Source organism: Citrifermentans bremense R1 (genome assembly GCF_000426865.1).
GTDB lineage: Bacteria > Desulfobacterota > Desulfuromonadia > Geobacterales > Geobacteraceae > Geomonas > Geomonas bremensis.
In genome coordinates this window covers 442,269-468,399 of the sequence record NZ_AUGE01000002.1, presented here as the reverse complement: position 1 = coordinate 468,399, position 26,131 = coordinate 442,269, and the positions used below count along the sequence as shown (strand labels likewise).

The following is a 26,131-nucleotide window of genomic DNA, read 5'->3' as shown; positions in this document are numbered from 1 at the left end:
CTGCTTGAGATCGGGGGGGAAATGAATTCTGCTGTTGCACGGAAGAGAATGGTTGCTGAGCTGGTGAAGCGTGGCATCACCGACCAGCGGGTGCTGGGCGCCATGCAGGAAATACCGAGACACATATTCGTAGAAGAGGCCATGTCGGCCCAGGCCTACAGCGACGGATCGCTGCCGATAGGCGAAAAGCAGACCATATCGCAGCCGTACATAGTGGCGAAGATGACGCAGCTTCTGGCGCTCACCGGGCGCGAAAAGGTGCTGGAGCTGGGAACCGGCTCAGGCTACCAGGCAGCCGTCCTCGCCACCCTCGCCGACCGGGTCTGCACCGTAGAGCGCATCAGGCCGCTGGCCCTCAAGGCGCGCAAGGCTCTCGACAGCCTCAGGCTTTTGAACGTGAACCTGAAGATAGGGGACGGAACCGAGGGGTGGACCGAGGAGGCGCCTTTCGACGCCATCCTGGTTACCGCGGGCGCCCCGCATCTTCCCGACTGCCTGGTTCAGCAGTTGGCCCCCGGGGGCAGGCTGGTGATACCGGTGGGCGACAGGATCGACCAGAAGCTCTTGCTGGTAACAAAGGGAATGGACGGCAGCGTGGCCACCGAAGAGTGCGACGGCTGCCGCTTCGTAAGACTTATTGGAAGAAACGGTTGGAATGACGAGCAGTAGCAAAGGTTGCAGACACATCATCTCAAAGCTTTGCTAAAGGAGTCTCGCATGGAAAACGAAGGACATTTAGGGGAGAAGGAACCTCTTTTTCTGGACGCCGAGCAGGACCCCGACGCACTCGAACTGGAGGAAGTCGAGGCCGAAGCTGACGAACCTGCCGAGGTAGAGGAAGAGGAAATCAAGGCCGCAGTGGTCGAGCATTTCGACGACGCCATCAAGCTCTACCTGCGCGAAATCCAGAAGACCAAGCTCCTCACCGCCGACGAGGAGAAGGAGTTGGCTGCGCGCATCGACCTGGGCGACAAAGCCGCCCGGGACCGCATGATCGTCTCCAACCTCCGCCTGGTGGTGAAGATCGCCAAGCGCTACATAAACCGCGGGCTCCCCTTCCTGGATCTTATCGAAGAAGGGAATATGGGGCTCATCAAGGCCGTGGAGCGCTTCAAGCTCTCCAAGGAGTGCCGCTTCTCCACCTACGCCACCTGGTGGATCCGGCAGTCCATCGAGCGCGCGCTGGTGAACCAGTCGCGCACCATCCGCCTGCCGGTACACGTCTCCGACGACATCAATAAGATGCTAAGGGTGACGCGCGAACTGGTGCAGAAGATGAACCGCGAGCCGAGCATAAAGGAAGTCGCCGACACCCTGGAGGTGAACGTCACCTACGTGCGCAGGCTCATGGTCCTACTGAAGAAGACCTACTCCATCGAGCGCCCCATGGGGGAGAACAACGACTATTTCCTCATCGACACCATAGAGGACACCTCCACCATATCGCCGGCCGTGCTCCTGGAGGACCTCAACAAGTACGAGCTGGTCTCCAAGTGGTTCGAGACCCTCTCCGACGCCGAAAAGAAGATCCTCACGCTCCGTTTCGGTCTCGACGACAAGGACCCCCAGACCCTCGACACCATCGGGCGCAGCTTCGGCGTGACCCGCGAGAGGATCAGGCAGATCGAAGCGAAATCGCTGGAAAAGCTGAGAAAGATAGTAGAAACGACCGACATCATGGGGCGCGCGGCTGTCCCCCCGACAACTACAGGCACATAAGGAGCGGCAGGATAAATGGAAGATCTGAAAAGCATCATCAGGAACATCCCGGACTTCCCCAAGAAGGGGATACTTTTCAAGGACATCACCACGCTCTTAGGGGATGCCAAATCGTTTCAGCGCATGGTCGACCTTCTGTCGCACCGCTACGTTGGGCAGAAGATAGACAAGGTAGTGGGTGTCGAAGCGCGCGGCTTCATCATCGGCGCAGCCCTCGCGTACAAGCTAGGCGCCGGCATCGTGCTGGTGCGCAAGCCGGGCAAACTCCCGTCCAAGACGCGCAGCAAGACCTACGACCTCGAGTACGGCACCGACACCCTCGAGATCCACACCGACGCCTTCAACAAAGGCGACCGCGTGCTCATCGCCGACGACCTGCTTGCCACCGGCGGCACCATGGCGGCAGTAGTGGATCTGATCAGCAGCATGGACGTTGAGCTCGTCGAGTGCTGCTTCATGGCCGAGCTGGAGTTTTTGGAAGGGGGCAAGAAGCTCCCCGAAGGCAAAGTATTCTCCCTGCTCAAGTTCTAATAAAACTTCTTGCCAAAAAGATAGGGGTAATGTATATAGATCGTCTCACTTGTCCCCGTAGCTCAGCAGGATAGAGCACTTCCCTCCTAAGGAAGGGGTCGGACGTTCGAATCGTCTCGGGGACGCCAACAAAAACTAATGGGTCACGGCAACTATGCCGTGACCCATTTTTTGTTGTAGGAGCTTTCATGGTTAATGGAGGGAGGATGGTTACTGAACGTTCGGCGAAAGGATTATTGAGGACGGCAATGCCTGGACTGACCTGTTAGGGCGTCTGAAGTGATTTCAATCTGACTTTGTTTGTGGTAGTTTCAGACGGTCGATCCAAGGAGGTAGGTGATCTACTATGAATTTAATGGTTGTAGCTGTAATCCTCTTCCTACTTGCGGGACTTTTAGCCGTCCTGAAGGCTAGATCCACCTCGAAGGGTGATTCTCTTTCCTTCGACCGAAGAGAACCCTTATTCAGCCCAGCGGAACGATCCTTTCTCGGAATACTTGAGCAGGCTTTGAACAGTAAATACCGGATCTTGGGGAAGGTTCGTCTTGGTGATCTGGTGAAGCCTGCAAAGGGGTTATCCAACAGTAAGCGAGTCAGTGGACTGAACAAGGTGAACCAGAAGCATATTGATTTCGTGGTCTGCAGTGCGACAGACCTTGCTGTCGTCGGAGTGGTTGAACTTGATGACCAATCGCATGGGCGGGAAGATCGAGCGGAAAGAGATGTATTCGTTGATCATACGTTAGGTTGTGCGGGGATTCCCATCGCCCGATTCTCCGCGAAGAAAGGCTATCAGATTCAGGAGGTCAGGACCAAACTAGCCGAGGCATTCAAGCTCTCTATCAGTGTACCAGTAACGTCCTCATCATCAGCTCACGACTCTGTTCAACCGATGTCTGTAAGCGAGCCGTCACCGGTACCGGCAACGGCTGTCGCGTTGCCTGAAACCAAGGAAGCATCTCCGAACTGTGAAAAATGTGGCGCTGTCATGGTCAGGCGTCAGGCCAAGAAAGGACCACACGCCGGCAAATTTTTCTGGGCATGCTCGACGTTTCCGAAGTGTAGACAGGCTGTGGCAATATCAGAAGTGTAAGGTCCAAGGGGAAACGTAGAATCGGGACTGCTGTGAATAACTTACACAACTTACCATTGTCCCTCCCGTGTCTCCCGGCAGAGTGTGGGCGCTGGCTTGATCGCAGTGTTACCGACCCGTCTGGGCTCGCTACTCTGTTCCAGCCTTACCCTGCTGACCTTTTGGAGATGTGGCAGGTGTCGCAGTTGGTCAACACGCCTAAGCATGACAGTTACGATTTGGTCGCGCCGATTTAGGCTCCCATGAAGCACTTTTTTAATTCCATGTTCTGCAGGAGGGAATTTGCGATGAAAACAACTACTCCCATAGCCGTCTATATCCACGATATCATGATAGATACCGCCGCTTTTTTAAGACGATCTCTGGACGTGTACTGGCCCACTAATGTCGGCTCTTTGAATGATCTTCCGGAAAGGAATCTCTCCGCTCACTTCAGTCATGCGGTTTTAATGCGGAATTTTCATCTTTTTGCCGAGGTAAACAACCAGTACAAGAGTGAAAAGGAACTCCTTGATATCTTATGCATCTCTCCGGACAAAAGATACCACCTAACGTGCGAGTTCAAGACCTACACGAACGGCAGTATGAGAAGGTCCGTCCGAGACATAGACCGCGTCCATACTTTCCCCCTCAATGTCGACCTCAGCCCTGAGATTTTTGGTAGCCCCTTCGTCAATACGTTGCAGCAATGCCACTCGCGAATTGGTGTTATTGCTGGAGTTCTCTGGAGGAAAAGCTTCGAATCTCCGTCACTCAATAGCACAGCTCAGCAAGCATTTGCGAGACGGGTTGAGGAACTAAACGGAGTGATAACAGATGAGCCGATTTTGGTGAGGGAGTACAGGCCGGGCAGCGGGTCTCCCTTCTCATCATGGGAGGGAGCGTACTACCTTTACTACGCGCTGGTCGGCGACCTCCATATTGAGGTAGATCACATGGGGAATCAAGTGCGGGGGGAGACGGCCTCCCAAAACGTCTCCGTTTTTCCTCAATCGTCCCCACCCGTCACTGCGAATGTAGTCCACCCGATTCAAAAGGGCAACGAGCCTGGATTTACCGTTGACGCAACGAATGTGTGCAACGGAGCCAGTAACTGTAATCCGGTAGGAAATGCAGCTTTTACTATTCAAGGAGCTGTCGCAGCTCCAAAGGTATCTGCGTGCTCTACTCGCACAAGTGATGACATTCCTGCCTTGCTCTTTCACCCCAATTACCGCAGGAGACTTACAGATGCAGAGGAAAAACGCCTCGCTGAACTCGACTCCAAGAGTGACTTGAACCCTTCTGAAAAAAGTGAGTTTGCGTCTCTTAGGAGGATTAAAGGTTTAAGCTTCAGTGGGGCACAACCTCACTCTCTGTTTAACAAGAAAGTAAAGACGTACCGGCAGGGCTGCTTTGACGACGGCAAGTACCTGTTTTACTCTCCGACTTTTTGTAACCAAAAAAAGGGGGCGGGGCCGCCAACGACCTGGGTGGCCACTTACGATCAAACGGGAACACCCGTTTGGGTGTGTTCCGGGTGCCTAAGCGTCTATCCCCGAAAAGAGAAATAGTTCTGATGGGAGAAGTTCTGTGAAATCAGCGGCCTTGATGGCTATCATACTTCTTTTAAATGTTGTTCCTGCTTTGGCGAAGCCACCTGTGAGGACCATTGACGGTTTTGTCTCCAAGGTAAGCGACGGGGACACAGTGCAGGTGCAGGATGCACTGGGGACGAAGGTTAAGGTCCGGTTGTACGGGATCGATGGGAATGATGCTGGCTCGTTTGAGGCATCTTCAAAATACCCATCTGCTCTGACATTCACGAAGAACGAGATCATTCTAATGGATGGAAATTTTGTTTCGGTTTTGAAACCTGCACCCTAGAGCACAATTGGTGTGACAGGTCTTGAACAATCGCTTTTCGATAGGCAGAAACCTTATAATCTAAGACCTGACACGCGGCGCACGCTGGGGTCGGTCTTCCTCTTCTTCTGTTGCATGACAGTCCCTCCTGCTGCGCTGGTTGTAGCAGCTTTTCGGACTGTTCACAAGAACGGGGCAGCATCAGTGCTCTCAGAGGCTCGATGTACTAGAACTAGGGATTTAGCTGAATGCCACATAAGAGTTGTGCTTGTTTTTTGGGCTATATACATTAAACTGCATGTGTGTGGATAACAAGGGGTTAAAGAGCCGTTATGATAAAGTGGGCTAGATTGGGGCAGGTAATTACGAAAGATGCGTGGCCAGTTTGGCTGCTTTTAGGTGGGTTAGTCGGAGCATGGGATGTAGCTTTTATGGCAGCCTCAAGTCCAGAAGAACACATTCTTTACGCGGGTACATCCTTACAGTTGCTTGGTTTAGGGACGGTAGCTAATGGTATCTTGGAATTGTGCAAGAAGTTTGAAGTAGTAACGCTAAAAGACAGTATACATCGTTGGTGGGAGCGGCTCAAGGCTGTATTCGAACAACCGGTTGAAGGTAGTGGCGTTTTGCAAGCGGCTGATGCTGTGTCTACCTCCACAATGGATGCAGCAGGTTTGGCTCAACACAGGTGAGAACTGCGCTCATGGCAACGTGTGCAAAGCCTGCTGGGGGGGGTAGAAACAATTGCAGTGGAACGCACATAGGGCAATGCGTTGAAGGACTAGATATTGCCATAATCGTCAACGAATAAAGGGCCTGGTGACTTAGATCAGCAAGGCGCTGAACTTAAGGGGCAAGAGCGTCAAAAGCGAGGTGCTGAGGTTCAAGCATTACATCTAGGGGGTCCAATTTACGGCTGGTCCGACCGCTGAAAGAGCGGGGTAAGAGAGCGGGGGCCGAGGGGGACGTAGTTTAGTTTGTTTACTTTCTCGGTGTTTAGGGTAGTGTTACCCCTATGCCAAGATTAGCGCGTATTGGTAAACCTGGGCTTCTCCAGCATGTCATGGTTCGAGGGATTGAGAAGCGAGCAATCTTCTTTGATGATGTTGATCGCTATGCTTTTGTCGACCGGCTCGGCACACTATTACAAAAGACCTCCACGAAGTGCTTTGCTAGGGGGCTCTTCTGTCTAACCACTTCCATCTGCTCCTGCGTCCAAAATCGGCCAAGCTGTCCCTTTTGATGCGCCAATTACTCACCGGCTATGCTGTCCTTTTAACCCTTCGACACAACCGATCCGGCCAACTTATTCAGAATCGCTACTGAAGTAGCGGGACGCTGATTACTTCGTCGACGTACTTAGATCTCCGAACTCCAGGGGTCTAAACCAATTGGCAGCATATTAACAACAACAGTTAAAGGTTTTGCTTGAGGTGGTGCCAATGATATGTTATTAAGGTCCTTCGCGCACTAAGGAGAGATGAATGAAGCGTATATTAGCTTTTGTGATCGCAGGGATGACGTTATTAACTTCAGCATGCAGCAGTTCTCAGGCTGATAGTGTAGATACGAGCACCAAGGTCTTAGCCTCTAACATCATCATCGATAATTCGAAGACTACTCTGTCAGCTACGACCTTACAATCGGCTATCGAAGAGCTGGCTCCTGCATCTTTGTCCGCTTCCGTGATAGTAGGTACTTGGACGGCGTCGAACTATCCAGACAAAAGCATAGGTACAGTTACTTTTAATTCCGATGGCACTTTCAGTGTATCGGCTGGTTCTTTCAGGGTAGCGTGTAATTATGTTGATGCACCTTACACTGGCAAATGGAAAATGGTAGAAGGAACTTTGTTGGAACTGGTTGCTGACGTGGCGGATGGATACAAAGGCGGCACTGGGAATGACGCTGGCGTGATGGATGCATCTTCAAAATATCCATCCGTTCTGGCATTCACCAAGAGCAAAATCATTCTGAAAGATAGGAATTTCGCTTCGATTTTGAAGCCTGCATCCTAGAAGAGTAGTAGAGGGAGGGGGCTCGGCGGGGCTCGGTGCCAGGTCTTGGAATATGAGCTATTGTTGCTCCTGGCAACCGAAGGAAGGGCCTGGTCACTTCGTCGACTTTAGATCCCGAAGATGCGGAACTCAACCAATCGACCAGCGTCCCTTTAGAGCCTTAGAGCATAGGTGGAGGTAAAACCAAAGAGCACTACTCGAAGAAGCAACAGTGCGTGTTTTATTGTGATCCTCCTTCCATCCCGTTTAACCGCAGGATGAGGCGGCCTTACTTGGTTGTCACCGACACCTTGTCGAAAAAGACATAGGAGTCGGCCTTGGACCAGAGACCTATTCTGCCGTCGATGTCCTCGGTCCAAAGGTAATCCACATATTTCGTGCCGTTCAGATACCCCTCGATCTTTCTGCCGGTGACAACCACCTTCAGAGTTTGCCAGCGGTTCGAGGGAACCGGCACCTTGTTAATCCACTGCACCGTCGAGCGCCTACCTTGGTCCAGCTTGAAGAAGACCAGGTTCTCTTCTTGGGCGTTGGCCCGGATGACCAGGTAATCCCCGTTGGGCTTGATGTTGAAAGCGATGCCAGCAGCTTGGTCGATCCTGCCGCTCACCGGTTTGAACATGACCTCGATAGTCCCCTCCTTGAAATCCTTGACCTCCTTGAGAACCGTAAGCGGGAAGTAGCGGTATTTCTCAAGGTTGCGCAGGAACTCCGAAGCGCCGTGCCCGTAAAGCGACTTTGCCTTTTCAACCACCGCTGGGGCCATGATCCCCTGTACCCAGTTCTTGCCGTCCACCGCGTACACCGTCCGGGCACCGTCCCGGTCCACGTGCCAAACACCGATCAGGGAGCTGAAGGCCTTGGCCTCTGCTCCTGGTGTGTCCCGGCTAAACTCGATAATGCGGGAGTCCTTGGCAAGGGCCGGTAAGCTGTCCATTCCGAACGTCACGACTGCTACCAGTGTCATTAACAGAAATCGGGTCTTGTTACGGTTCATACGCTACTCCTGGAAAGTGCCGGCTGTTGCCCTGAAAATGAACGGGGCCTGGTTCGCCCAGGCCCCGTAGCTTGATCATCCTTTTTTTACTTTGATGGTGAGGGTCGTGCTGTTGATCTCCGTCTGGTCTTCATTGAAAGAGCGGGCGTTGTAACGGTTCAGGTCGTAGATGAGACGGGCTTTCACCGTGTACTCGCCGGGCTTCAGCTCCGGCGCCCAAGGGAGAATACGTTCCTCGCCGGCCCTGATGTTTGCCTCGTGCGGCCCCTGAGCATCTGCCTGGCTCGCGGCGACGGCATCAGGACGCTTCTTGTCCTCCTCGAGGAACTTCCTGTCATCCGGGCGATTGCCGTAAGAGGGGGCGAACATCCACTCTTTGTTCGCGACCGCTTTCCCTTTTTTGTCGGTCACCACCACGTTGAGGTAGATCGCCCTGCGGTTGGAACCGGTCGGCACCGAGTGACCCGCGCCCACGTTGATAACGTGGAGGGTGATGGCCGGCTTGTCGGCCTCAGGCTGGCTGATCGCCATGCTCAAAGCGCTGGCAAGCCGCTGCTGCGAGCGTCCGCCGGTCCATAGGTGGCGCGCCACCGCACGCTCGGGATTGTCGAAGTTCTCAGCCACCTTGCGCATGGTGCGCGGCATGTGGCAGTCCTGGCACTGCTGCCTGCCCAAGCCCGGCTTGTTGAAATCCTCGCGCCACTCCAGGAAGGTCTGGGTCTGCTTGCCGGCTATCCGTTTCCCCATGCTGTGGCAGTAGGCGCACATGGCCGAGGTTTGAATCGCCGGGTCGGCCACGGTCTCGTGCGGAGCGTTGACGCTGTAGGGGCCCCTGATCTTCCCTTCGGGGGTCAGGTGGCAACTGGCGCAGGTGATACCCGCTGCTTCCTTGGCCTTGGGGCGCCCCTTCGGCTTAGTCATCTCGGCAATGTTGATGTCCGGAACGGCAAATGGCTCGGGGTAATGGCAGACATTGCACGATTTCCCTTCCTCCTCCGCCTCGCGGGCGTGGATCGGGTACTGCTCGGTGCCGGCGAAGGCGTGGGCGGTCGCCGTGGCCGAGACCCCGGCCGGCATGAGAATCGCCTCCCCTTCCTTCTGCGGAATGGTGGTCGGCTTGTAGTGGATATCACCGCCAAAGCCGAAGGCGAATTCGCGGTAGATCGCCTTATGGCACTCCCCGCAGGTTTGCGAGGGAGTGGCGGTCCCCTCGGGGAAGGTCGTCGGCTCCGCGAAGGCGATGGCGGCAGTGGCCGTGCTTGCCAGTAAGAGCACCATTCCGGTTTTGATGCTAGCTGCGACAGTTTTTCTCATCAAATTCCTCCTTTTGTCGTATTGCTGTTGATCATACGGCACCAAAGGTTAAGTCCTCTGGACCGGGACTACGATTCTGAAGATGCTCCCCTTGCCCTGCTCGCTCTCCAATTCTATGCGCCCTCCGTTTACCTCCACCGCCCAGCGGGCGATGGCCAGTCCCAAGCCAGTTCCGCCCACCTCCCGGGAGCGCCCGCTATCGATGCGGTAAAAACGGTCGAATACCTTCTTGGCGTGTTCGGGGGCGATACCGGGGCCACCGTCACTGATCTCGACGGTAGCCTCGCCGGCAGATACCTCGACACAGACACTTATCCGGCTTCCCTGCGGTGAGTACTTAATCGCGTTGTCCAGGACGTTCATCAGCGCCTGGCGTACCGTCCCGCGGTCGATGCCTGCAACCACTTCTTGGCAGGCCATCAGTGCTATGTTCTGCTCTTTCTCTTCCGCTAACACCTCCAGGCATTCGATGACCTCCGACACCAAGGCGACCAGGTTGGTCGGCTCTGGCCTCAGTTTTAACGTCCCCGATTCCGCCCGGCTCAAGGTCAGCAGACTGTCCACCAGCTTGGTCAGCCGGTCCGCCTCTTCAAGCATGCTGGATATCACCTCTCGCAGCGCGTCGGCATCCAGACCCTTGCGCAGCCCTACCTCTCCTACACTCCGAATCGCAGTGAGTGGCGTCCTCAGTTCATGGGACGCGTCCGAGGTGAACCGGCGCAACCTGTCGAACGACTCCTCCAGACGGGCGAAGGTTTGGTTGAAGACCTGGGCAAGCTTGCCGAATTCGTCATCTTGCTCGACCGGCAGCCGCTCTGAAAGCCGATCCGCCGTGATCTCTCGGGCCTTCGCCGCCATGGTCTCGATGGGCGCCAAGACGCGACCGGCTAAGAGGTAGCCGCCTATCAGCGCCAGAACCAGCGCCAACGGCACTCCAAGGGAAAGTATGGTGCTGAGGCTTTTCAGACTGGCACGGAGGTTCGCCTCGTCCTCAGCGACCGTAATCAGGTATGCGCGCCCCGGTGCCGTCACCGTTAACGCCTTCAGACGAAATCCAAGGCCGCTTGGCGCAACCCATGACCACGGCCTTTGGTGAGTCGGGGAGGGCGGAGCCTTTTCCATTGCCGCCCTGCTCCAATCCCCCGTTTCCGCCAGCACGACATTTCTCTCTCGCACCTGGAACAGATCGACCGAACCGTGCTGTGCCAGTTCATTTATTTCATTGGGCTGGTCCCGGGCAACTCGGGTAACCGTAGCCAAGTCACGCTCCAACTGGGCATCCAGGCTGTTCAGCAAGCTAGAGCGCACCGACCAGTAGACCCCGAGGGTAAAGCAGAGGATGATTGCCGCAAGGGCGGCGGAGTACCACAGGGTCAGTCGCAGGCGTATGCTTAGCTTCAGGCTCATATCACCTCACCGTTTACTGTGAACCCCAGACCCCGCACCGTCTTGAGGAGCTTCAGCTCGAAGGGACCGTCGATCTTGCGACGAAGGCGCGCAATATGGACGTCGATGACGTTATCCAGCGGCGTGGAGCGATCCTTAACCTGCCAGACGTCCCTCGACAGCATTTCACGCGACACTACGTTGCCCTTGTAGCGCAGCAGGTACTCCAACAGTTCGAATTCCCGCGTGGTCAATTCGATCTCATGATCGTGGCGCACCACCTTTCGTGTCACCAAATCCAGGTCGAGGTCGGCGAGGGAGAGCTTCAGCACCTGCTCTTTCTCTTTCTTCTCCCTGCGCAGGACGAGGCGTATCCGGGCCAGCAGTTCCGGAAAGGCGAACGGTTTCACCAGGTAGTCATCGGCGCCGCTGTCAAGCCCCAGTACTCTGTCATCGACAGAATCCCGCGCAGTGAGAATCAGAACTGGCGTCTCGAACCCCTGCTTTCTAAGTGCGGTGAGAACCTCGATTCCATCGCGCCCCGGTAGCATCAGGTCAAGAAGGACAAGGTCGAAGACCTCCGTGTTAAGCCGAAAGAACCCGTCCTCACCACTGCCGGCGACTGAAACCTTGTAGTTTTCCGCCTCCAGCCCCTTCTTCAGCGCTCCCGCGACCTTAGGCTCATCCTCGATCACCAGAATGTGCATCAGCTCCCTCCTTGTCCTTAATGTTATAGAAAGTTTCCAATTACACAACTGAAGTTATTCTGACTAAAAATTCAGGATTGCCTTGGTGGCTAGAGGAAGCTGCCTGTACTGGAATAGTTACCAAAGAGGCGGGGGAGAGAATGGTCCGGGTTGTGTTGTCGACGACTTACGTTGGATGGCAACAGGCACGTCTTGGCAAAACGGGGCAGACGTAGCGCGATTATTGGGAATTCTCGCGGCGGAGTCGTTTTGGCTGCAGAAAGAGGAGAGGGCATCATCGATCGTGACGCTGACGCCCGCACGTTGATAGAAATCATCAATGGCTAACAATTTGTCAATGGCTAGGAATGCGAGGGAAGAGAGGGGGCAGGGCAGACATTGTTCGGCGAGGTTTTTACTGGGGCAAGAGCGTGAAAAGCCTTGGCTATGGGCAGGGGATGTGCCGCACAAAAAGAGTTCCCTTCTATAAAAGCTCTTTTTGTGCGGCACTAATGATAATATTTACGCGGTTTTCCTTCTTCTCCAGAAGGCAAGACCGGCAAGACCGCCACCGAGGAGGAGGATGGTGGAAGGTTCGGGGACTACACCAACAGCGATGTTGTCTGCCTCGAAGGCCCGACCATAGCTGGTGAGTGAGAATGAATCAAACTCGGGAAGATCCAAAAGGTTAACATACCGGTTGTTGTCAGAGCTGGTCCAGCTGCCGGATGCCTTTAAGGGATCAATGACTTGGGCCCCGGTGACGGTTTCGACTAAATTGCCGGCATTATAAAACTGGAGCACGTTGTTGATTCCGAGACCGCCGTTGACCCCATCAATAGAGCCCCACCAGAGTCCGAAATAGTTAAAAGTATCGCCGAGCAACGCCTGAGTCCGGGCTGCTATAGCAGTACCGGTCGAATCACTATATGGTACTGCGATATATCGGGTAGCATCGGCAGTTGACAGCGGATTCATGTATGCCGGAGCAGCTGCTACGCCACTTGCTGAGCCGGTACGAATAGTATAGTCCCCCGACCAGGCCCAAAGCGGAGCAGAGTTAAAAGTTTCTACTTGAACGCCACTGTACGGAGAACTATACCCCCCGTTCACAGGCAATGGCGCTGCGAAGTTGTAGTTAATGGTGTAAGCGCTGGCCCCTCCTGCTGCCAGCAATAACATCGCTCCTGCAAGTAGTGCCGTCAGTTTTTTCATAGCTGTACTCCTCCTTAACCGGGGTATAGTGCGCTCCAACGCTGTCAGGTCTACAGCAAATTACCTGCCAAATAAAAAAACCTAATTTATATGCACCGTTAAAAAATTACGCAGGGTCTGTGCTGCTTCAGATGTAAAGAACACCGACAACTATATTGTAAAAATACCTGACAACCCTTTGGTTAAAAACTACGGGGAACTGATGTTGCAACCCACGGCAGTGGAGCCGCGCCGGCTGACACCACTCAGGCTAAAGCGGATCATCACCATCGCCCTCCACCCTTCCTAATCAGCTAACCTAGGACGCCATTCAACAATGTCAGAGGTCCGGTTCAGAAAAACGGGATGCCGTTCAACTAAAGTGGAATGCCGTTCAATTATAGCGGAGGGCTGTTCAACTAAAGCGGCGGTCCGATCAAGCTAAGTGGCATGCCATTTAAACATGTTGATACTCCGATCACCATGGATGGCATGCCGTTTAAAGAAGTTGGAGGTCCGGATAAATTTAACAGTGGTCTGTTCGAGGGGAGTGGGAGCTCGCATAGGTTGTAAGGTAGCGCCGATTTCATTTTTATGGCAGGCCGATAGGCTGTGATGGAGGTCCGTTTTACAAAAGTGGTGCTCCGGTTAGCAAAAGTGGAAGGCTGTTTAACTTATGTGGCATGCCGGTTAGTTTAACTGGTGCTCCAATTTACTTGTACGCTACGACGCTCAACCGAAACTGCGACCTCCGATTAGTAAAAGTGGAGTGCCAAATAGAAATTACGGCATGCCGTTTATGTTGTATGGAGCTACGAATAAGCTAAGCGGAGCGTCATCTAGACATAACGGCGCTCCAACTTCCTTGAATGGCGCTCCAACTTCCTTGAACGGCGCTCCAACTTCCTTGAACGGCGCTCCAACTTTTCTTGAATTGCGCCCCAGCTTTCTTGAATGGCGTTCCAACTTTTTTGAACGGCGCACCATCTTCCTTAAACGGCGCACCATCTTCCTTAAACGGTGCTCCATCTTCCTTAAACGGTGCTCCATCTAAGGTTAAACGGCATGCCATCTAGGTAATACGTCGCGCCAGCTACACTCAACGGAGATCCAGTCAGCGGAACCGGAGGACCGGGGAAAACCGATGGGATATCAATAAACGAGGGTGGTAGTCCGGACTGTGTGGTGGTGAGCGCCTTTGGGGGAGTGTGGACGAAAACGCCTTCAGGAACCGGATAAGCTTTGGGGATTCCTGAAGGCGCTTTGGCGATAAGTTGCCACCTGATTGTGTTGGTTAACTCTATGCCGGTGCGACCACGGTCCTTTTCCTGGGAGCACGCCCCTTCACTTCGATCCCTGCCTGCATCAGCGCGGGGATGTCTTCTTCCGTTGCAACCATCTGCAGGTAAGCCAGGACTTTCTTGAACAGGTCGGTGAGCTGTTTCCGCGCGTCGTCGCGTAACTTGATCTGGAGGCGATCATAATTTACGGCGCCTTCCATTTTCAGCTCGTACAGATCTACCCCCTCTTTTAGCCGCACTAGAGAAACTGCTTGCTCGGGAGGGTTGCGGTAAATCGCCAGGCTGCTCAACCCGTTGTAGTAGCGGAAACAGTTGCTCAGGAACACAGCGGGTTTACCTGACAGGTCTAACGATAAGCGTAGCATAGGTCCTCCTTGCTGTTGTTGGTCGGTCACCCTGCACGCCCCCAATCTTATATTGGATTGTTTTAATGGCAAGTGCTTCGCAGAAAAAAATGCGGCCGGCTTTCCTGGGCACAAGGGACGCGCCTGCGGATACAGGAATGATCTTGCATCGGCAAGGTTGCAAAAGGGGGGAGAGGGGGGCGAGCTTGATTTGCCCAGTGAGGAAGGTTGAGGAGCGAAAGAACAAAGAGGTTGCAGCTTATGCCGTTGCCTCTTTTTTTAATGCGTATGTTGCTGGTTATGACTGCATGGGCCTCTTTACCAGTCCGTTTTCTCTGTTATCTTATGTTGGCCCTCTACTCATTAATAGCCTTCTGCAGCTTATGTCAGTCTTTGAGACAGTGAATCTATTCACTGAGGTCTTCTATGAGGATATTAAGGAGGCATTCGTCGCCGTGTGCCTCGGCCTATAAACCTCACATTCACTAAAGGACCCGGAATGCTCAAACGTCTTATCCTCTTCGCATGTCTGCTTGTCTCCGTTTCCACGGCGTCGGCCGCCGATCTCTCCCAGAAAACGCTCGTGGTAGGCAGCGAGGAGAATTTTCCTCCCTTCTCCATCGGCAGTACCGACGATACTGCCGGCGGTTTCGCGGTGGAGCTTTGGAAGGAAGTTGCCCGGGAAGCGGGGCTGAAATATACCATCAGGGTGAGGCCGTGGGGTGAACTGCTCCAGGATTTCAGGGAAGGGAAGGTCGACGTCCTGATAAATATGGCCACCTCAGAGGAGCGGCATCGCTACACCGACTTCAGCGTCCCGCACGTCACCGTTAACGGCGCCATCTTCGTGCGCACGGGGGACTCCAACATCAGCTCCGAGGCTGACCTGGCGGGGAAGTCCATCATCGTGTTCAAATCGGACCTGGCCCATGAATATGCGGTCTTCAAAGGATGGCAAAAACAACTGGCGCTTGTCGCCGACGCCCGTGAAGGGCTCAGGCTCCTTTCCTCCGGTAAGCACGACGCCATGCTGCTCAGCAAGCTTGCCGGGATGCAGACGCTGCGGGAGCTCGGCATCGACAACGTCCGGGCCTTGGGCATCAAGGCCGGTTATGCGCAGAAGTTCACCTTCGGCGTGCACAAAGGCGACTCGGACCTCCTCGCCGCGCTGAACGAGGGGCTGGCCCTGGCCAAGGCTGACGGGGACTACGACAAGCTGTACCAAAAATGGTTCGGCGTGTACGAGACCAAAGAGCCGACATTGATAGACATGTTGAAGTACCTGCTTCCCTTCGCGCTCTTCGTGGCGTGCCTTGCCGCCTATTTCTTCTACAGGCGCAGCTGTGAACGCAAACAGTCCGAAGCTGCGTTACGCGAAAGCAAGCTGCGCCTCGACACCATCCTCGACAACGTCGGCGCCCACATCTTCATAAAGGACACCGATTACCGATACACCTATGTGAACCGCAAGGTCTGCGAGTTGTTCGGTAAACCCGAGGAAATGATCGTGGGCAAGACCGACGCCGCCTTTTTCTCCCCGGAATCGGTGGAGGAGATAGTCCTCAGCGACCGTCCGGTGCTCGAGGAGGGGCTCACGGTCAAAAGGGAAGAGACCAATCTGGTGGCAGAGAATGAGCAGCCGCATTGCTATTGGACGGTGAAGCTCCCGCTCCGGGATAGAAGCGGCGCCATATACGGCCTTTGCGGCATATCGACCGATATAACCGAACTGAAGCTTCTTGAGGACGAGGTGAAGAAGAAGAGCGACCAGCTTGAGGAGGAACTGGCTGAGCGGGAGATCGCGCAGGAATCGCTGCAGGAACAGACGGTGCTGCTCGAGGAGGAGGTCGAGGAACGCAGAAGGGCGGAGGTAGCGCTCAAAAAGAGCGAGGAGACCGTGCGGCACAAATTGAAGGCGATCCTGGAACCTGAAGGGGATATCGGCGCCCTGGAACTCTCGGATATCATCGACAGCGAGATGCTCCAGGCCATGATGGAGGATTTCTACAGGATCACGGGGATGCTGGGGGCTGTTCTCGATGTCTCGGGCAAGGTGCTGGTCGCAGTAGGGTGGCAGGATATCTGCACCAAGTTCCACAGGGTCCACGCCAAGGCATGCAAAAACTGCCTGGAAAGCGACACCGTCCTTACCGAAGGGGTGGCGGCGGGAACCTACAAGCTCTACCGCTGCAAGAACAACATGTGGGACATGGTGACTCCCATCGAGGTGGGGGGGAAGCATCTCGGCAACGTCTTCATCGGGCAGTTCTTCTACCAGGACGACCCGCCCGACCTGGAGTTTTTCCGCGAGCAGGGGAGGCGCTACGGGTTCGACGAGACGCAGTACCTGGCCGCGCTGGATCGGGTCCCTCGTTTCACCAGAGAAGCGGCTGACGCGGGGATGAAATTTTACGCCGGACTGACCAAGATGGTTTCCACGCTCAGTTTCACCTCGATAAAGTTGTCCAGGATGCTTGCCGAGCGGATCCACCTCGAAGAACAGCTCCGGCAGTCCCAGAAGATGGAGGCGGTGGGACAACTGGCCGGCGGCATCGCCCACGACTTCAACAACATCCTGCAGGTGATCACCGGCTACGGCAACATGCTCAAGATGAAAGAAAACCTCGGCATGAAGCAGCAGGAATGGGTAGATCATATCCTGTCCTCGGCTGAACGTGCGGCGCACCTTACCAAGGGGTTGCTCGCCTTCAGTCGTAAGCAGGTGATCTGCCTGGAACCCGTGGACCTGAACGAGGTCATCGAGAACTTCAAGAAATTCATCCTCAGGGTCATCGGAGAGGACATACACCTGAAAACCGTAACCTACGGGGACCGTCTCATCGTGCACGCCGACGTGGGGCAACTCGAGCAGGTGCTGATCAACCTGGCGACCAATGCGCGGGATTCCATGCACAAAGGGGGGATACTGACCATCGAGGCTGGGCTGCAGACGGTGGAAGCACCCTCTGACCACGAGTTCGGACGAGCGGAATCGGGACGCTATGCGGTGGTAACCGTGTCGGACAGCGGCAGCGGCATGGATGAGGAGACCCGCAAGAGGATATTCGAGCCATTCTATACCACAAAGGAGGTCGGCAAGGGGACCGGCCTCGGCATGGCGATCGTCTACGGCATCATCAAGCAGCATAGCGGGATCATCAACGTCTACAGCGAGCCGGGGCACGGCACCACCTTCAGGATTTACCTGCCGGTGCAGGAGGCCGAACGGGGCGGGTCGGATCCCCAGGTCGTTCCGGTGCAGGCGCCGATAGGGGGAAGCGAAACGATCCTTCTGGCCGAGGATGATGCGGAAGTCCGCAAGCTCGCGGTGTCTATCCTTAGCCAGTACGGTTACGAGGTGATCCAGGCGGTGGACGGTCAGGATGTCGTCGAGAAGTTCGCCGCCAACAGGGAAAAGATAGCGATGATCCTCATGGACATGATCATGCCGAAAAAAAACGGCAAGGTGGCCTACGACGAGATTTCGCTGCTGCAACCGGGGGTGAAGGTGATGTATTCGAGCGGCTATACCGCGGACTTCATCCAGAACAGAGGGGTGTCGGAAGAGGGGATCGAACTGGTCATGAAACCGGTGCAGCCGATGGAACTGCTGCGCAAGGTCAGGGAGATGCTGGACCGATGAGCAGGCAGACGGTGCTTGGCCGAGCTGATACGCCGTTCAAGAAGGTCAGAGGTCCGACCTTCAAGAAAGGATTGATGTCCGCCGCGAGATCTGACAAAATGCCGACTTTTCGAAAAGTGACGGCTGAGACGTATGCCGTCTGAGACACGCTGCTGGTGGAGATTTGATGGAAATTGTGCAACAGGAAGTGACGCGGCTGGATAAGATTCATGAGGCAATAGAGCGGTACGCGGTCGACCGCCTGCGGACGATAGCGAAGCACGAAGCATATACGAAGGAACTGGAACAGGAGCGCCTCAACGCGGTGGGGTGGCACGAGAAGAACGACCTCACCGAGAAGCTGGTTGAACACGGCCACCACTCTCCACGCAAATACCTTCACGAATACACACAGCAAGCCTCCCCTTACTTCGGCATTCTCGGCATCCACGACAACGATCGCAGGATCGGCAGAAAAGAATACCTGATCGGCAACCAGACGCTCATGGACGGGCAGCGGGTCGCCATCGTCGACTGGAGAAAGGCCGAGGTCACCGGCCCTTTCTACGAGGGTTATGACGTGGGCGAGGAGTATGAGCTCACCATCAGAGGGGTCGAGAGGGAAGGGGTGATCACCCGCAGGGACAAGGTGACCATAAACAGGAAGGCCCTGAACCGGATCGAGACCCCTTCGGAGGTGTATGAGCTGCGTAGCGGGGAGTGGCATAAGAACGGATCGGCCTGCGAGACGAGCGCGGACACGAAGGAGCGGACCGAGGACCACCGGATGGTGGATTCCATCGCGTCACTGATCTCCCCGGAGCAGTTTCGCGCCATCACCAAGCAGAGGGAAGGGGTGGTGGTGATAAACGGCGCGGCCGGCGCGGGGAAGACCACCGTGGCGCTGCATCGGCTCTCCTTTCTCATGTTCGACGCGCCGGAGAAGTACCGCCCGGAGCGCTGCGTCGTTCTCATGTTCAACCGTGTGCTGCGCGACTACGTGAAGCAGAGCAGCGACACCCTTCTTGGACCTGTCCGGGTGGATACCTACAGCGCCTGGTCGCTGACGGCGCTTGCCGCTCTTGGTGTCCACTCGCTCAAAACGAGCTTTGACGACCCCTATGGCGCGCAGAAGAAAAGCAGCATGATGCCGGCCATGCTGGCCAAGTACGTGAAGGAGACGGCAAAGGTAGAACCGGTCACCGACCTGTGGCGTTTCCTGATGCAGGAGTACGTGGTCGCCGCGTTGTTCACGGATTCGGGTGAGGGGTTTCAGCAGGAGGCGAAAAGGAAGTTCGATGCAAAGGAGCGAGTGCTTTCGTTTTCAGATATAAGCATCCTGCTGCGCCTGGCGCAACTGCGGCGACCTGCCGGCACCGTCGTCCTGGGGGCGCTGAACGCCTACGACCACATCGTGGTCGATGAGGCGCAGGACCTCTCGTCGCTCGAACTGCGTACCATCGTGGCCGCTACTTCCCCTGCGCGCAGCATCACCATCTGCGCCGACGAGAAACAACAGATCCTCAGCTTCCTCGATTCCCAAGGCTTTTCGAGCGTCATGGCCCAGCTCCACTCGCAGGGGCTCGAAAAGGAGAACCTCACTGTTTCTTACCGTTGTCCCAAGGAAATCGTTGATCTCGCCGCCCAGGTCAGCGGCCGGAAGGTAGATACTTCGAAGGCTCACACCGGCGCGGTTGAATTTCACGCGACTAAGAGCGCTGCGGAGTCGATGGCGAAGATCCGGCAGGTCGTTGAAGGACTAGTACAGGCTGCTCCGGGCTCTCTTACCGGTGTCATCTGCAAAAAAAAATCAGACGTCAAGGCACTTCATGCCGCGCTTGCCGGCGTCCAAGGGCTGCACCCTGAGGGGGAGATTTCCTTCGCGCCGGGCGTTCAGGTCATTCACGCTCATGCCATTAAGGGGGTCGAGTTCTCCCACGTCATCCTCTACAACCCCAGCTCGTACGACTACCGCCACACGGATCCTGACAGGAACCTGCTTTACGTGGCGATTACACGCGCTTGCAAGAGCTTGCACATCGTTCACCATCAGCCGCTGGCGAAGGGGCTTGGTTGAAAGGAAGGGAGAGGGGAGTTGGGGAAGAGCCTCGCCAATTCTGAAATTACTCTGGTTCTCAAGCTCCAGCTTGGGAACCCAAGGATGCAAGCTTCAAGTTGTTATCTGGTGGAAGCTGGAGTTTCGTGTCGGCATTGCGTTCCCAAGGTGGAACTTGGGAACGAGATCAACAGCTTTCTGGCATCTTGAGAACGAGATCAAGGGCATAGGCAATGAAGAGCTTTCTGGCATTATTTAAGGCCGGGAGGTGCACATGGAAAAAACACACTTCGCACATACTGGGATGTCGCCCTGGGAGCGCCTGCTGCTGAGAGAAGGGCGGGCGCTGCTGGTTGTTTTCCTGGTGCTGGTGTCATGCCTGACCGGATGTGCCTCGGACAGGAAATGGAAATATATGCCGGTCTCAAAGGTTGAGGAGCGGTCGGTTTACGTGGTAACCCACGGATGGCACACCGGCATCGTGTTGTCGAAGGAGGATCTGGGACCGGAACTTGGTTTTGTCCAACACTATGTCAACCCCGGCCAGTTTTACGAGTTCGGCTGGGGTGAGGCGGAATTCTACCAAGCGGAAAAAGTCACCGCCTCCATCTTCTTGAAGGCTGTCTTTTGGAGAAACCCGAGCGTGATGCATGTCGTTTCCCTTCCGACACCTCCAGCAGCGTTCTACAACGGTAGAGGCGTTATTCAGCTCAACTTGTCGGAAACGGGTCTGCAGCATTTGAAAAAGGAATTGCGCGCAAGCTTCACCTTCGACCGGAATAACAGCCCCTATCCGTTGAAGGGACGCCCGACGGGAGAAAACAGGTTCTTCAAGGCTGAAGATTATTATCTCATCACCAATACATGCAACAGATGGACAGCGAAGATGCTGAAGAGCGGCGGCGTGCCGATGGACACCGTCTTCACCTTGCGCGCCGCAAGTGTAATTAGACAGGTAAACGCTGCCCAAAAGGAGTATCTGAAGTTACGGACATTTACCGAAGAAACAGGGGGGAGCCGGGTAATGGCTGATGGACCAGGAGGCCTACCGTGACAAAAAAACCCCCTGCCAGGCAAACAGGGGGTAGGGTCAAACAACTTCAACCAACCAGGTGATTGGCGTTGTATCATGATCTATAACTTATGTAAAGCGCAAATTTAACCTTTTTAATTGTGCATCTGCCTTATTGAAAAGCTGCAGTGTGATATCTCGCATCCCTGTGCCATATGTCGCTCACGTTGTGACTGAAGAGTTTATTTGCTTACTCAGTATTGGCTGACTCACGGGACGCCTATGCGATAGATGGTGCCTTCGCCATAGTCGGCTACATAAAGCTCACCTTGTTCATCCTCACCAAACGTCGAAATCCGGTATGGAGTCTCAAGAAGGAGCCGGCTCACCCATCTGCCGCCGCTTTGGCGCAGCCCCCAGATCCGTCCGCTGCAGAAGTCTCCGTAAAGATAGATGCCCTTTAGCTGCTCCAGCTTCCCTCGGTAGACATATCCGCCGGTCACAGAGCAATCTCCTTTGCCGTGGTAGTATTCAGCAACCGGGGGGACCATGCCGGCTTTATCGCAGTTCTCCTTTTTGAAGCAGCGACTCCCCTCCATGACGTTCCAACCGAAGTTCGCTCCCTTCCCGGTGCCTGCCGCCACATAATCGATTTCCTCAACCTCGTTCTGGCCCACATCGGCAATGTACAGGTCACCGTCCGCGCGGTCGAAGGAGAAGCGCCAGGGGTTGCGCAGCCCGTAGGCCCATATCTCGTTGCCGAAGGGGTTGCCCTTGGGGATGGCATAGGGGGCTGCGCCCGTTCCTACCTCTATCCTCAACAATTTGCCCAGCAGCGTGTTACGCTTCTGCCCGTGTCCGTGCGGGTCCCCCGCGCTCCCCCCGTCGCCGGTCCCTATGTACAGAAAACCGTCGGGCCCGAAGGCCAGATGCCCCCCGTTGTGGTTGGCATAGGGTTGGACGATGCCTAATATCTCTTTTTTCGAGGCGTTATCTGCATGGTCGGGGTCTGTGCCTACTTTGAAACTAGCCACCACCGTGTTCCCTACGCCGACCCTGTTGGTGTAGTTCACGTAGAAGGTTTTGACGGAGCGGAACTGCTTCGGGAAGGCGATTCCCAGCAGCCCCTGTTCCCCACCGGACCTTACCTGCAGCCGAATGTCGAGGAAAGGCTCGCTGCCGAGAACGCCGTTGCGCAATATCCGCACCGTCCCTCGTTGTTCCAGGACGAACAGCCTGTTGGTTCCATCCCCAGCGTTGGCAATCGCTGTCGGCTGCTTCAGCCCCTTGGCAACCGGCGCCAGGGTGATGGCTGCCGGGAACCCAGTTGCCTGCGTTGACGGTCCGCTCTCCCTGCTGCAGGCGACGGACGCAAAGACGGCTGCCAAGGCGCAGGTTGCAGCCACATTTAGGACGAGGTTTCGCATGCTTGGCACAACTCCCCCTCTTTGCCTGATTTTTCAAAACGCAGATTATATCACCTTCAGTATGCGAGAAATCGCAGGGCTAATCTGGTCACGGAACGATTCGCAGTTAAAACCGCACGAATTGATCGGGTAACGTTCTTGCAACGTTTACATTGAAGTGTTTTCATGGTAATGAGGTTAATTGTCTACAGTAATTTTAAATAAGTTCTGATATAAGGTATGTCCTACTTACCGGAGGCTTGATTAGTGACCATTGAAGAGGCGTTTGGCATAGTTATCAGAAGACTGAGAAGAGAGCGTAACCTCTCTCAGGAAAAGCTTTCCACAGCCAGCTGCCTGGACCGCAAATTCATTTCAAACCTTGAAGGCGGCAAACAACAGCCGAGCCTTGTATCTGTTTTCGCTCTCGCGGGTGCGCTGAATTCCACTGCGTCGAGTCTTCTTTACGAAGCGGAGTTTATCCTCAGGATAAACATGCCTGAAAAGCTGAGGGCCGATGGCGGTTGCGGCAAGATCGACTGGATCAGCAGTATGGAGATTATGATGAACAACGGGCATACTTGCTACCAGGGTAGTGAAACTATCCTCGTTGTAGATGACGAAAAGCAGCTCAGGGACATGCTTTCCGACTTCCTCGTCAGCTACGGCTATACTGTCATACTCGCGGAAGACGGGCAGGATGCCTTGGAGAAGTACAAGCAGAACCACCACGACATTCATCTTGTGGTGATGGATGTGGTCATGCCGCGCAAGGACGGGCTCACCTGTTTCAGGCAGATAAAAGAGTTGCACCCAGAAGCGAAGGTCCTCTTTATGAGCGGGTACCGCCCGGACCATCTGCAGGCCAAGGAAAACTTCAAGATGATCCAGAAACCGTTTTCTCCGGTTGAGATGATAAAGGCGATCAGACAGGTACTTGGAGAAGGGACTCCCTCGTCTGACTCCTGACAAGGGAAGTACAAGTCGGGATTGCGATAGTCGATGCAGGGAAAGGGGCACTCCGGAAAGGGCTGCCCCTTTTTTAGTGCCGTTAGCCTTGCTCGAACCAGCGGCTCAGGGCCCAGCCGGTGGCGAGGGTGGAGGAAAACCAGATCAGGGCGCGGGGGGTGATGTCTTTGGGGATGTCGATGTAGGGTCGCTCGCCCCGAAGCGACTGGATCTTGTACTCGAGGGTCTGCTTTCCGTGGACGAATACGGCTATGGAGACGGGGAACCAGATGGCGCCGGTTATGCTGCAGAGAGCGCTGACCGGGCCGGTGAGGTGCTCACCCGTTGACAGCATGACGGCCAAGCTCATTCCGGACATCATGGCAGTGGTTTTCGTGGCATAGGGTAGTTTCACGGCAGGTCCCGTTCATCTCTGGATTGGCGCCACCCCGTAGAGAAAATCACTAAAAGCCACATTAGCAACCTAAACCTGAAACCCTTCACAAGGAGAAAATCTGAGGAGATCTGAGTAAAAGCTCAGGAGAGAGGCAAACCGTAAATTTTCTCGGGCGGGTTGACATCGGGTGCTGCATTATGGTAGCAAGGTAGTGCGTCTGGTAGGTAAGTATCCGTTTTTGAGGAGAATTGTTTGAAAGATACAATGCTTTGCCGCAGGATGTTTCTTAAATCGTCGGCCTTTTTCGCCGCTACTCTATTGGGTGCCAAATCCGCTTTTGCCAAGATTGTCGACGGGAACGAAGCGGGCACTCTTGCTGAAGGGAAGCTTTCCCTGTACAACCTCAACCTCAACGAGCGTCTCACCGTCACTTACAGAAACGCCATGGGGGAATACTGCCAGGAGGCGCTGCAGGCGCTCAACTGGCTCTTTCGCTGCCATTACACGAACGAAATGACCAAGATGGATCTGAGGGTGATCGAGTACCTGAACCGGCTCGACAACACGCTCGGCGGGAACAACGAGATCCATATCATCTCCGGTTACCGCTCCCCCGCCTACAATGCGATGCTGCGCAGCAAATCCAAAGGGGTGGCGAAGGACAGCCTGCATATGAAAGGGAGGGCGATCGACCTCGCCATACCGAGCTTCGGGCTGGACCAGATCCGCCGCACCGCCCTGACCCTCGCCGCCGGCGGGGTCGGCTACTACCCCCAACCGGGGTTTGTCCACATCGACTCCGGAAACTTCAGAACCTGGGGCTGAATCACCCACCGCAATAACTCCCTCCCCCTAAAAAACAGGCTCTCCTGTAACGTTAAGACGTAACGTTACCAGAAGAGCCTCGCCTGCACTAAATAGGCGGCGATGCCGCCGAAATACCCCAGGAGCGCCAACCCGCTGATGCGCTTCATGTACCAGAAGAAGTGGATACTCTCCAGCCCCATCGCCGCCACGCCGGCGGCCGACCCTATGATCAGTATGGAGCCGCCGGTGCCGGCGCAGTAGGCCATGAACTCCCACAGGAAGCTGTCCGCCGGATATTTGGCGAGGTCGTACATCCCCATGCTGGCTGCCACCAGCGGTACGTTGTCGACTACAGCGCTCACCAGCCCGATCAAAGTGACGATGACGTCCAGTCTGCCGACGCTATGGTCAAGCCATGCGGCGATGGCGGAAAGGATGTGGGTGTGCTCCAGGGTGGCTACGGCTAAGAGTATGCCGATGAAGAAGACGATGGAGCTCATGTCGATCTTCATCAGCGCGTGGGCCAGGGTCAGGTGCTGCTTGTCCAACTCCTCCTTGTTGCGGTGCACCAGGTCTCCCGCAAGCCAGAGCACGCCCAGCCCCAGCAGTATCCCCATGAAAGGGGGGAGGTGGGTTACGGTCTTGAAGACCGGGACCATAACGAGGATGCCGATCCCCAGGAGGAACATGAGGTTCTTCTCGAAGCGTGTGGTTTGCAACTGTCCGTTTTCTTCGATGGTGGACGGAGCCACCACCTCCCGCCCGCGCAGCAGGTAGGACACTACCGTCAGGGGCACCAGCAGGTTGACCAGGGAGGGGATGAGGACGCCCTTCATGATCGCCAGCGTGGTGATCTGCCCCCCGATCCAGAGCATGGTGGTGGTGACGTCGCCGATGGGGGTCCAGGCTCCACCTGCGTTGGCCGCGATGACGATCATGCCGGCGAAGAAGAGGCGGTCTTCGTGCCGGTCCAGCAGCTTCTTCACCAGCGAGATCATGACGATGGTGGTGGTCAGGTTGTCGAGCACCGAGCTGAGGAAGAAGGTGACGAAGCCTACCAGCCACATGAGCGACGATAACTTTCCAGTTCTTATTTTTGAGGTGATCACCTCGAAGCCGTTATGCGCATCGACAACCTCGACGATGGTCATCGCTCCGATCAGGAAGAAGACAATCTGCGCCGTTGCTGCGAGCGAGTCGTTCAGCTGCTGCTCCACCAGGTGCTGGTTGCCGCTGCAAAGGGCGTAGGTGGACCAAAGGAGGCCGGCGCCAAGAAGGGCTGAGGAGGACTTGTTGATCTTGATCGGGTGCTCAAGGGCTATCGCCAGGTAGGCGATGACGAAGATGACGACTATGGAGGCGAGCATGGTTTGTCCTTTCGCAGCATTCTTAGCGCAACTCGGGCGGCGGGTAAAGCTTTTAAACCGAACTCCCCCTCCCTGACCCTCCCCCTCC

General features: G+C 55.3%; 22 protein-coding genes and 1 tRNA gene. 14 read left to right on the top strand and 9 right to left on the bottom strand.

The window, feature by feature from the left end:
• Positions 1-21: 21 nt before the first annotated feature.
• The 9 genes from K419_RS0104495 (at position 22) to K419_RS0104455 (ending at position 7,206) form a co-directional block, all read left to right on the top strand.
• Positions 22-669: a protein-L-isoaspartate(D-aspartate) O-methyltransferase gene (locus K419_RS0104495; RefSeq protein ID WP_026840537.1), complete on the top strand. Its 648-nt coding sequence runs from the start codon at positions 22-24 to the stop codon at positions 667-669.
• Between the two features lie 48 nt (positions 670-717).
• Positions 718-1,719, top strand: a complete 1,002-nt coding sequence (locus K419_RS0104490; RefSeq protein WP_026840536.1) for a sigma-70 family RNA polymerase sigma factor — start codon at positions 718-720, stop codon at positions 1,717-1,719.
• 15 nt (positions 1,720-1,734) lie between these two features.
• Positions 1,735-2,250: an adenine phosphoribosyltransferase gene (locus K419_RS0104485; protein ID WP_012531113.1), complete on the top strand. Its 516-nt coding sequence runs from the start codon at positions 1,735-1,737 to the stop codon at positions 2,248-2,250.
• A gap of 51 nt (positions 2,251-2,301) precedes the next feature.
• Positions 2,302-2,378, top strand: a tRNA-Arg gene (locus tag K419_RS0104480).
• 218 nt (positions 2,379-2,596) lie between these two features.
• On the top strand, positions 2,597-3,343 hold the full coding sequence (locus tag K419_RS0104475; RefSeq protein WP_026840535.1) for a DUF2726 domain-containing protein: 747 nt from the start codon (positions 2,597-2,599) through the stop codon (positions 3,341-3,343).
• Positions 3,344-3,630: 287 nt separating this feature from the next.
• Positions 3,631-4,896, top strand: coding sequence for a hypothetical protein (locus K419_RS0104470; protein WP_026840534.1), 1,266 nt, complete (start codon positions 3,631-3,633; stop codon positions 4,894-4,896).
• Positions 4,897-4,915: 19 nt separating this feature from the next.
• Positions 4,916-5,209 (top strand): thermonuclease family protein, encoded by a 294-nt coding sequence (locus K419_RS24025; protein WP_026840533.1) that lies wholly within the window; start codon positions 4,916-4,918, stop codon positions 5,207-5,209.
• A 311-nt stretch (positions 5,210-5,520) separates the two neighbouring features.
• Positions 5,521-5,880, top strand: coding sequence for a hypothetical protein (locus K419_RS0104460; RefSeq protein WP_026840532.1), 360 nt, complete (start codon positions 5,521-5,523; stop codon positions 5,878-5,880).
• Positions 5,881-6,672: 792 nt separating this feature from the next.
• Positions 6,673-7,206, top strand: a complete 534-nt coding sequence (locus K419_RS0104455; protein ID WP_026840531.1) for a hypothetical protein — start codon at positions 6,673-6,675, stop codon at positions 7,204-7,206.
• Positions 7,207-7,474: 268 nt separating this feature from the next.
• Here K419_RS0104455 and K419_RS0104450 read toward each other — a convergent pair whose 3' ends face one another.
• The 6 genes from K419_RS0104450 to K419_RS0104425 all read right to left on the bottom strand — a co-directional run bounded on the left by K419_RS0104450 (position 7,475) and on the right by K419_RS0104425 (position 14,449).
• Positions 7,475-8,203, bottom strand: coding sequence for a family 16 glycoside hydrolase (locus K419_RS0104450; RefSeq protein WP_026840530.1), 729 nt, complete (start codon positions 8,201-8,203; stop codon positions 7,475-7,477).
• A gap of 75 nt (positions 8,204-8,278) precedes the next feature.
• On the bottom strand, positions 8,279-9,517 hold the full coding sequence (locus K419_RS0104445; RefSeq protein ID WP_026840529.1) for a hypothetical protein: 1,239 nt from the start codon (positions 9,515-9,517) through the stop codon (positions 8,279-8,281).
• 48 nt (positions 9,518-9,565) lie between these two features.
• Positions 9,566-10,924 carry a sensor histidine kinase gene (locus K419_RS21575; RefSeq protein ID WP_051292866.1) on the bottom strand — a complete coding sequence of 453 codons (1,359 nt, stop codon included), beginning with the start codon at positions 10,922-10,924 and terminating at the stop codon, positions 9,566-9,568.
• Entirely contained in the window at positions 10,921-11,610 is a 690-nt protein-coding gene (locus K419_RS0104435; protein ID WP_026840528.1) for a response regulator transcription factor, read from the bottom strand. The genes K419_RS21575 and K419_RS0104435 overlap by 4 nt, the downstream gene beginning before the upstream one ends.
• A 501-nt stretch (positions 11,611-12,111) precedes the next feature.
• Positions 12,112-12,804, bottom strand: coding sequence for an Npun_F0296 family exosortase-dependent surface protein (locus K419_RS0104430; RefSeq protein WP_026840527.1), 693 nt, complete (start codon positions 12,802-12,804; stop codon positions 12,112-12,114).
• A gap of 1,279 nt (positions 12,805-14,083) precedes the next feature.
• Positions 14,084-14,449 carry a hypothetical protein gene (locus tag K419_RS0104425; RefSeq protein WP_026840526.1) on the bottom strand — a complete coding sequence of 122 codons (366 nt, stop codon included), beginning with the start codon at positions 14,447-14,449 and terminating at the stop codon, positions 14,084-14,086.
• A 478-nt stretch (positions 14,450-14,927) separates the two neighbouring features.
• On the opposite strand from K419_RS0104425, the gene K419_RS0104415 reads away from it, so the two are divergent.
• The 3 genes from K419_RS0104415 (at position 14,928) to K419_RS0104400 (ending at position 21,160) form a co-directional block, all read left to right on the top strand.
• Positions 14,928-18,071, top strand: coding sequence for a PocR ligand-binding domain-containing protein (locus tag K419_RS0104415; RefSeq protein WP_026840524.1), 3,144 nt, complete (start codon positions 14,928-14,930; stop codon positions 18,069-18,071).
• 166 nt (positions 18,072-18,237) lie between these two features.
• Entirely contained in the window at positions 18,238-20,127 is a 1,890-nt protein-coding gene (locus K419_RS0104405; protein WP_026840523.1) for a UvrD-helicase domain-containing protein, read from the top strand.
• Between the two features lie 253 nt (positions 20,128-20,380).
• Positions 20,381-21,160 (top strand): DUF2459 domain-containing protein, encoded by a 780-nt coding sequence (locus tag K419_RS0104400; RefSeq protein ID WP_026840522.1) that lies wholly within the window; start codon positions 20,381-20,383, stop codon positions 21,158-21,160.
• A 227-nt stretch (positions 21,161-21,387) separates the two neighbouring features.
• Here K419_RS0104400 and K419_RS0104395 read toward each other — a convergent pair whose 3' ends face one another.
• Positions 21,388-22,545 carry a PQQ-dependent sugar dehydrogenase gene (locus K419_RS0104395; RefSeq protein ID WP_226377619.1) on the bottom strand — a complete coding sequence of 386 codons (1,158 nt, stop codon included), beginning with the start codon at positions 22,543-22,545 and terminating at the stop codon, positions 21,388-21,390.
• A 246-nt stretch (positions 22,546-22,791) separates the two neighbouring features.
• Between K419_RS0104395 and K419_RS0104390 the strand changes: the two genes are divergently transcribed.
• On the top strand, positions 22,792-23,493 hold the full coding sequence (locus tag K419_RS0104390; protein WP_026840520.1) for a helix-turn-helix domain-containing protein: 702 nt from the start codon (positions 22,792-22,794) through the stop codon (positions 23,491-23,493).
• An 82-nt stretch (positions 23,494-23,575) separates the two neighbouring features.
• Here K419_RS0104390 and K419_RS0104385 read toward each other — a convergent pair whose 3' ends face one another.
• Entirely contained in the window at positions 23,576-23,887 is a 312-nt protein-coding gene (locus tag K419_RS0104385) for a hypothetical protein (protein ID WP_026840519.1), read from the bottom strand.
• A gap of 234 nt (positions 23,888-24,121) precedes the next feature.
• Here K419_RS0104385 and K419_RS0104380 point away from each other — a divergent pair, with 234 nt between their 5' ends.
• Entirely contained in the window at positions 24,122-24,694 is a 573-nt protein-coding gene (locus K419_RS0104380; RefSeq protein ID WP_026840518.1) for a YcbK family protein, read from the top strand.
• Between the two features lie 65 nt (positions 24,695-24,759).
• Here K419_RS0104380 and nhaD read toward each other — a convergent pair whose 3' ends face one another.
• Positions 24,760-26,043, bottom strand: coding sequence for a sodium:proton antiporter NhaD (nhaD, locus tag K419_RS0104375; RefSeq protein WP_026840517.1), 1,284 nt, complete (start codon positions 26,041-26,043; stop codon positions 24,760-24,762).
• Positions 26,044-26,131 lie beyond the last annotated feature (88 nt).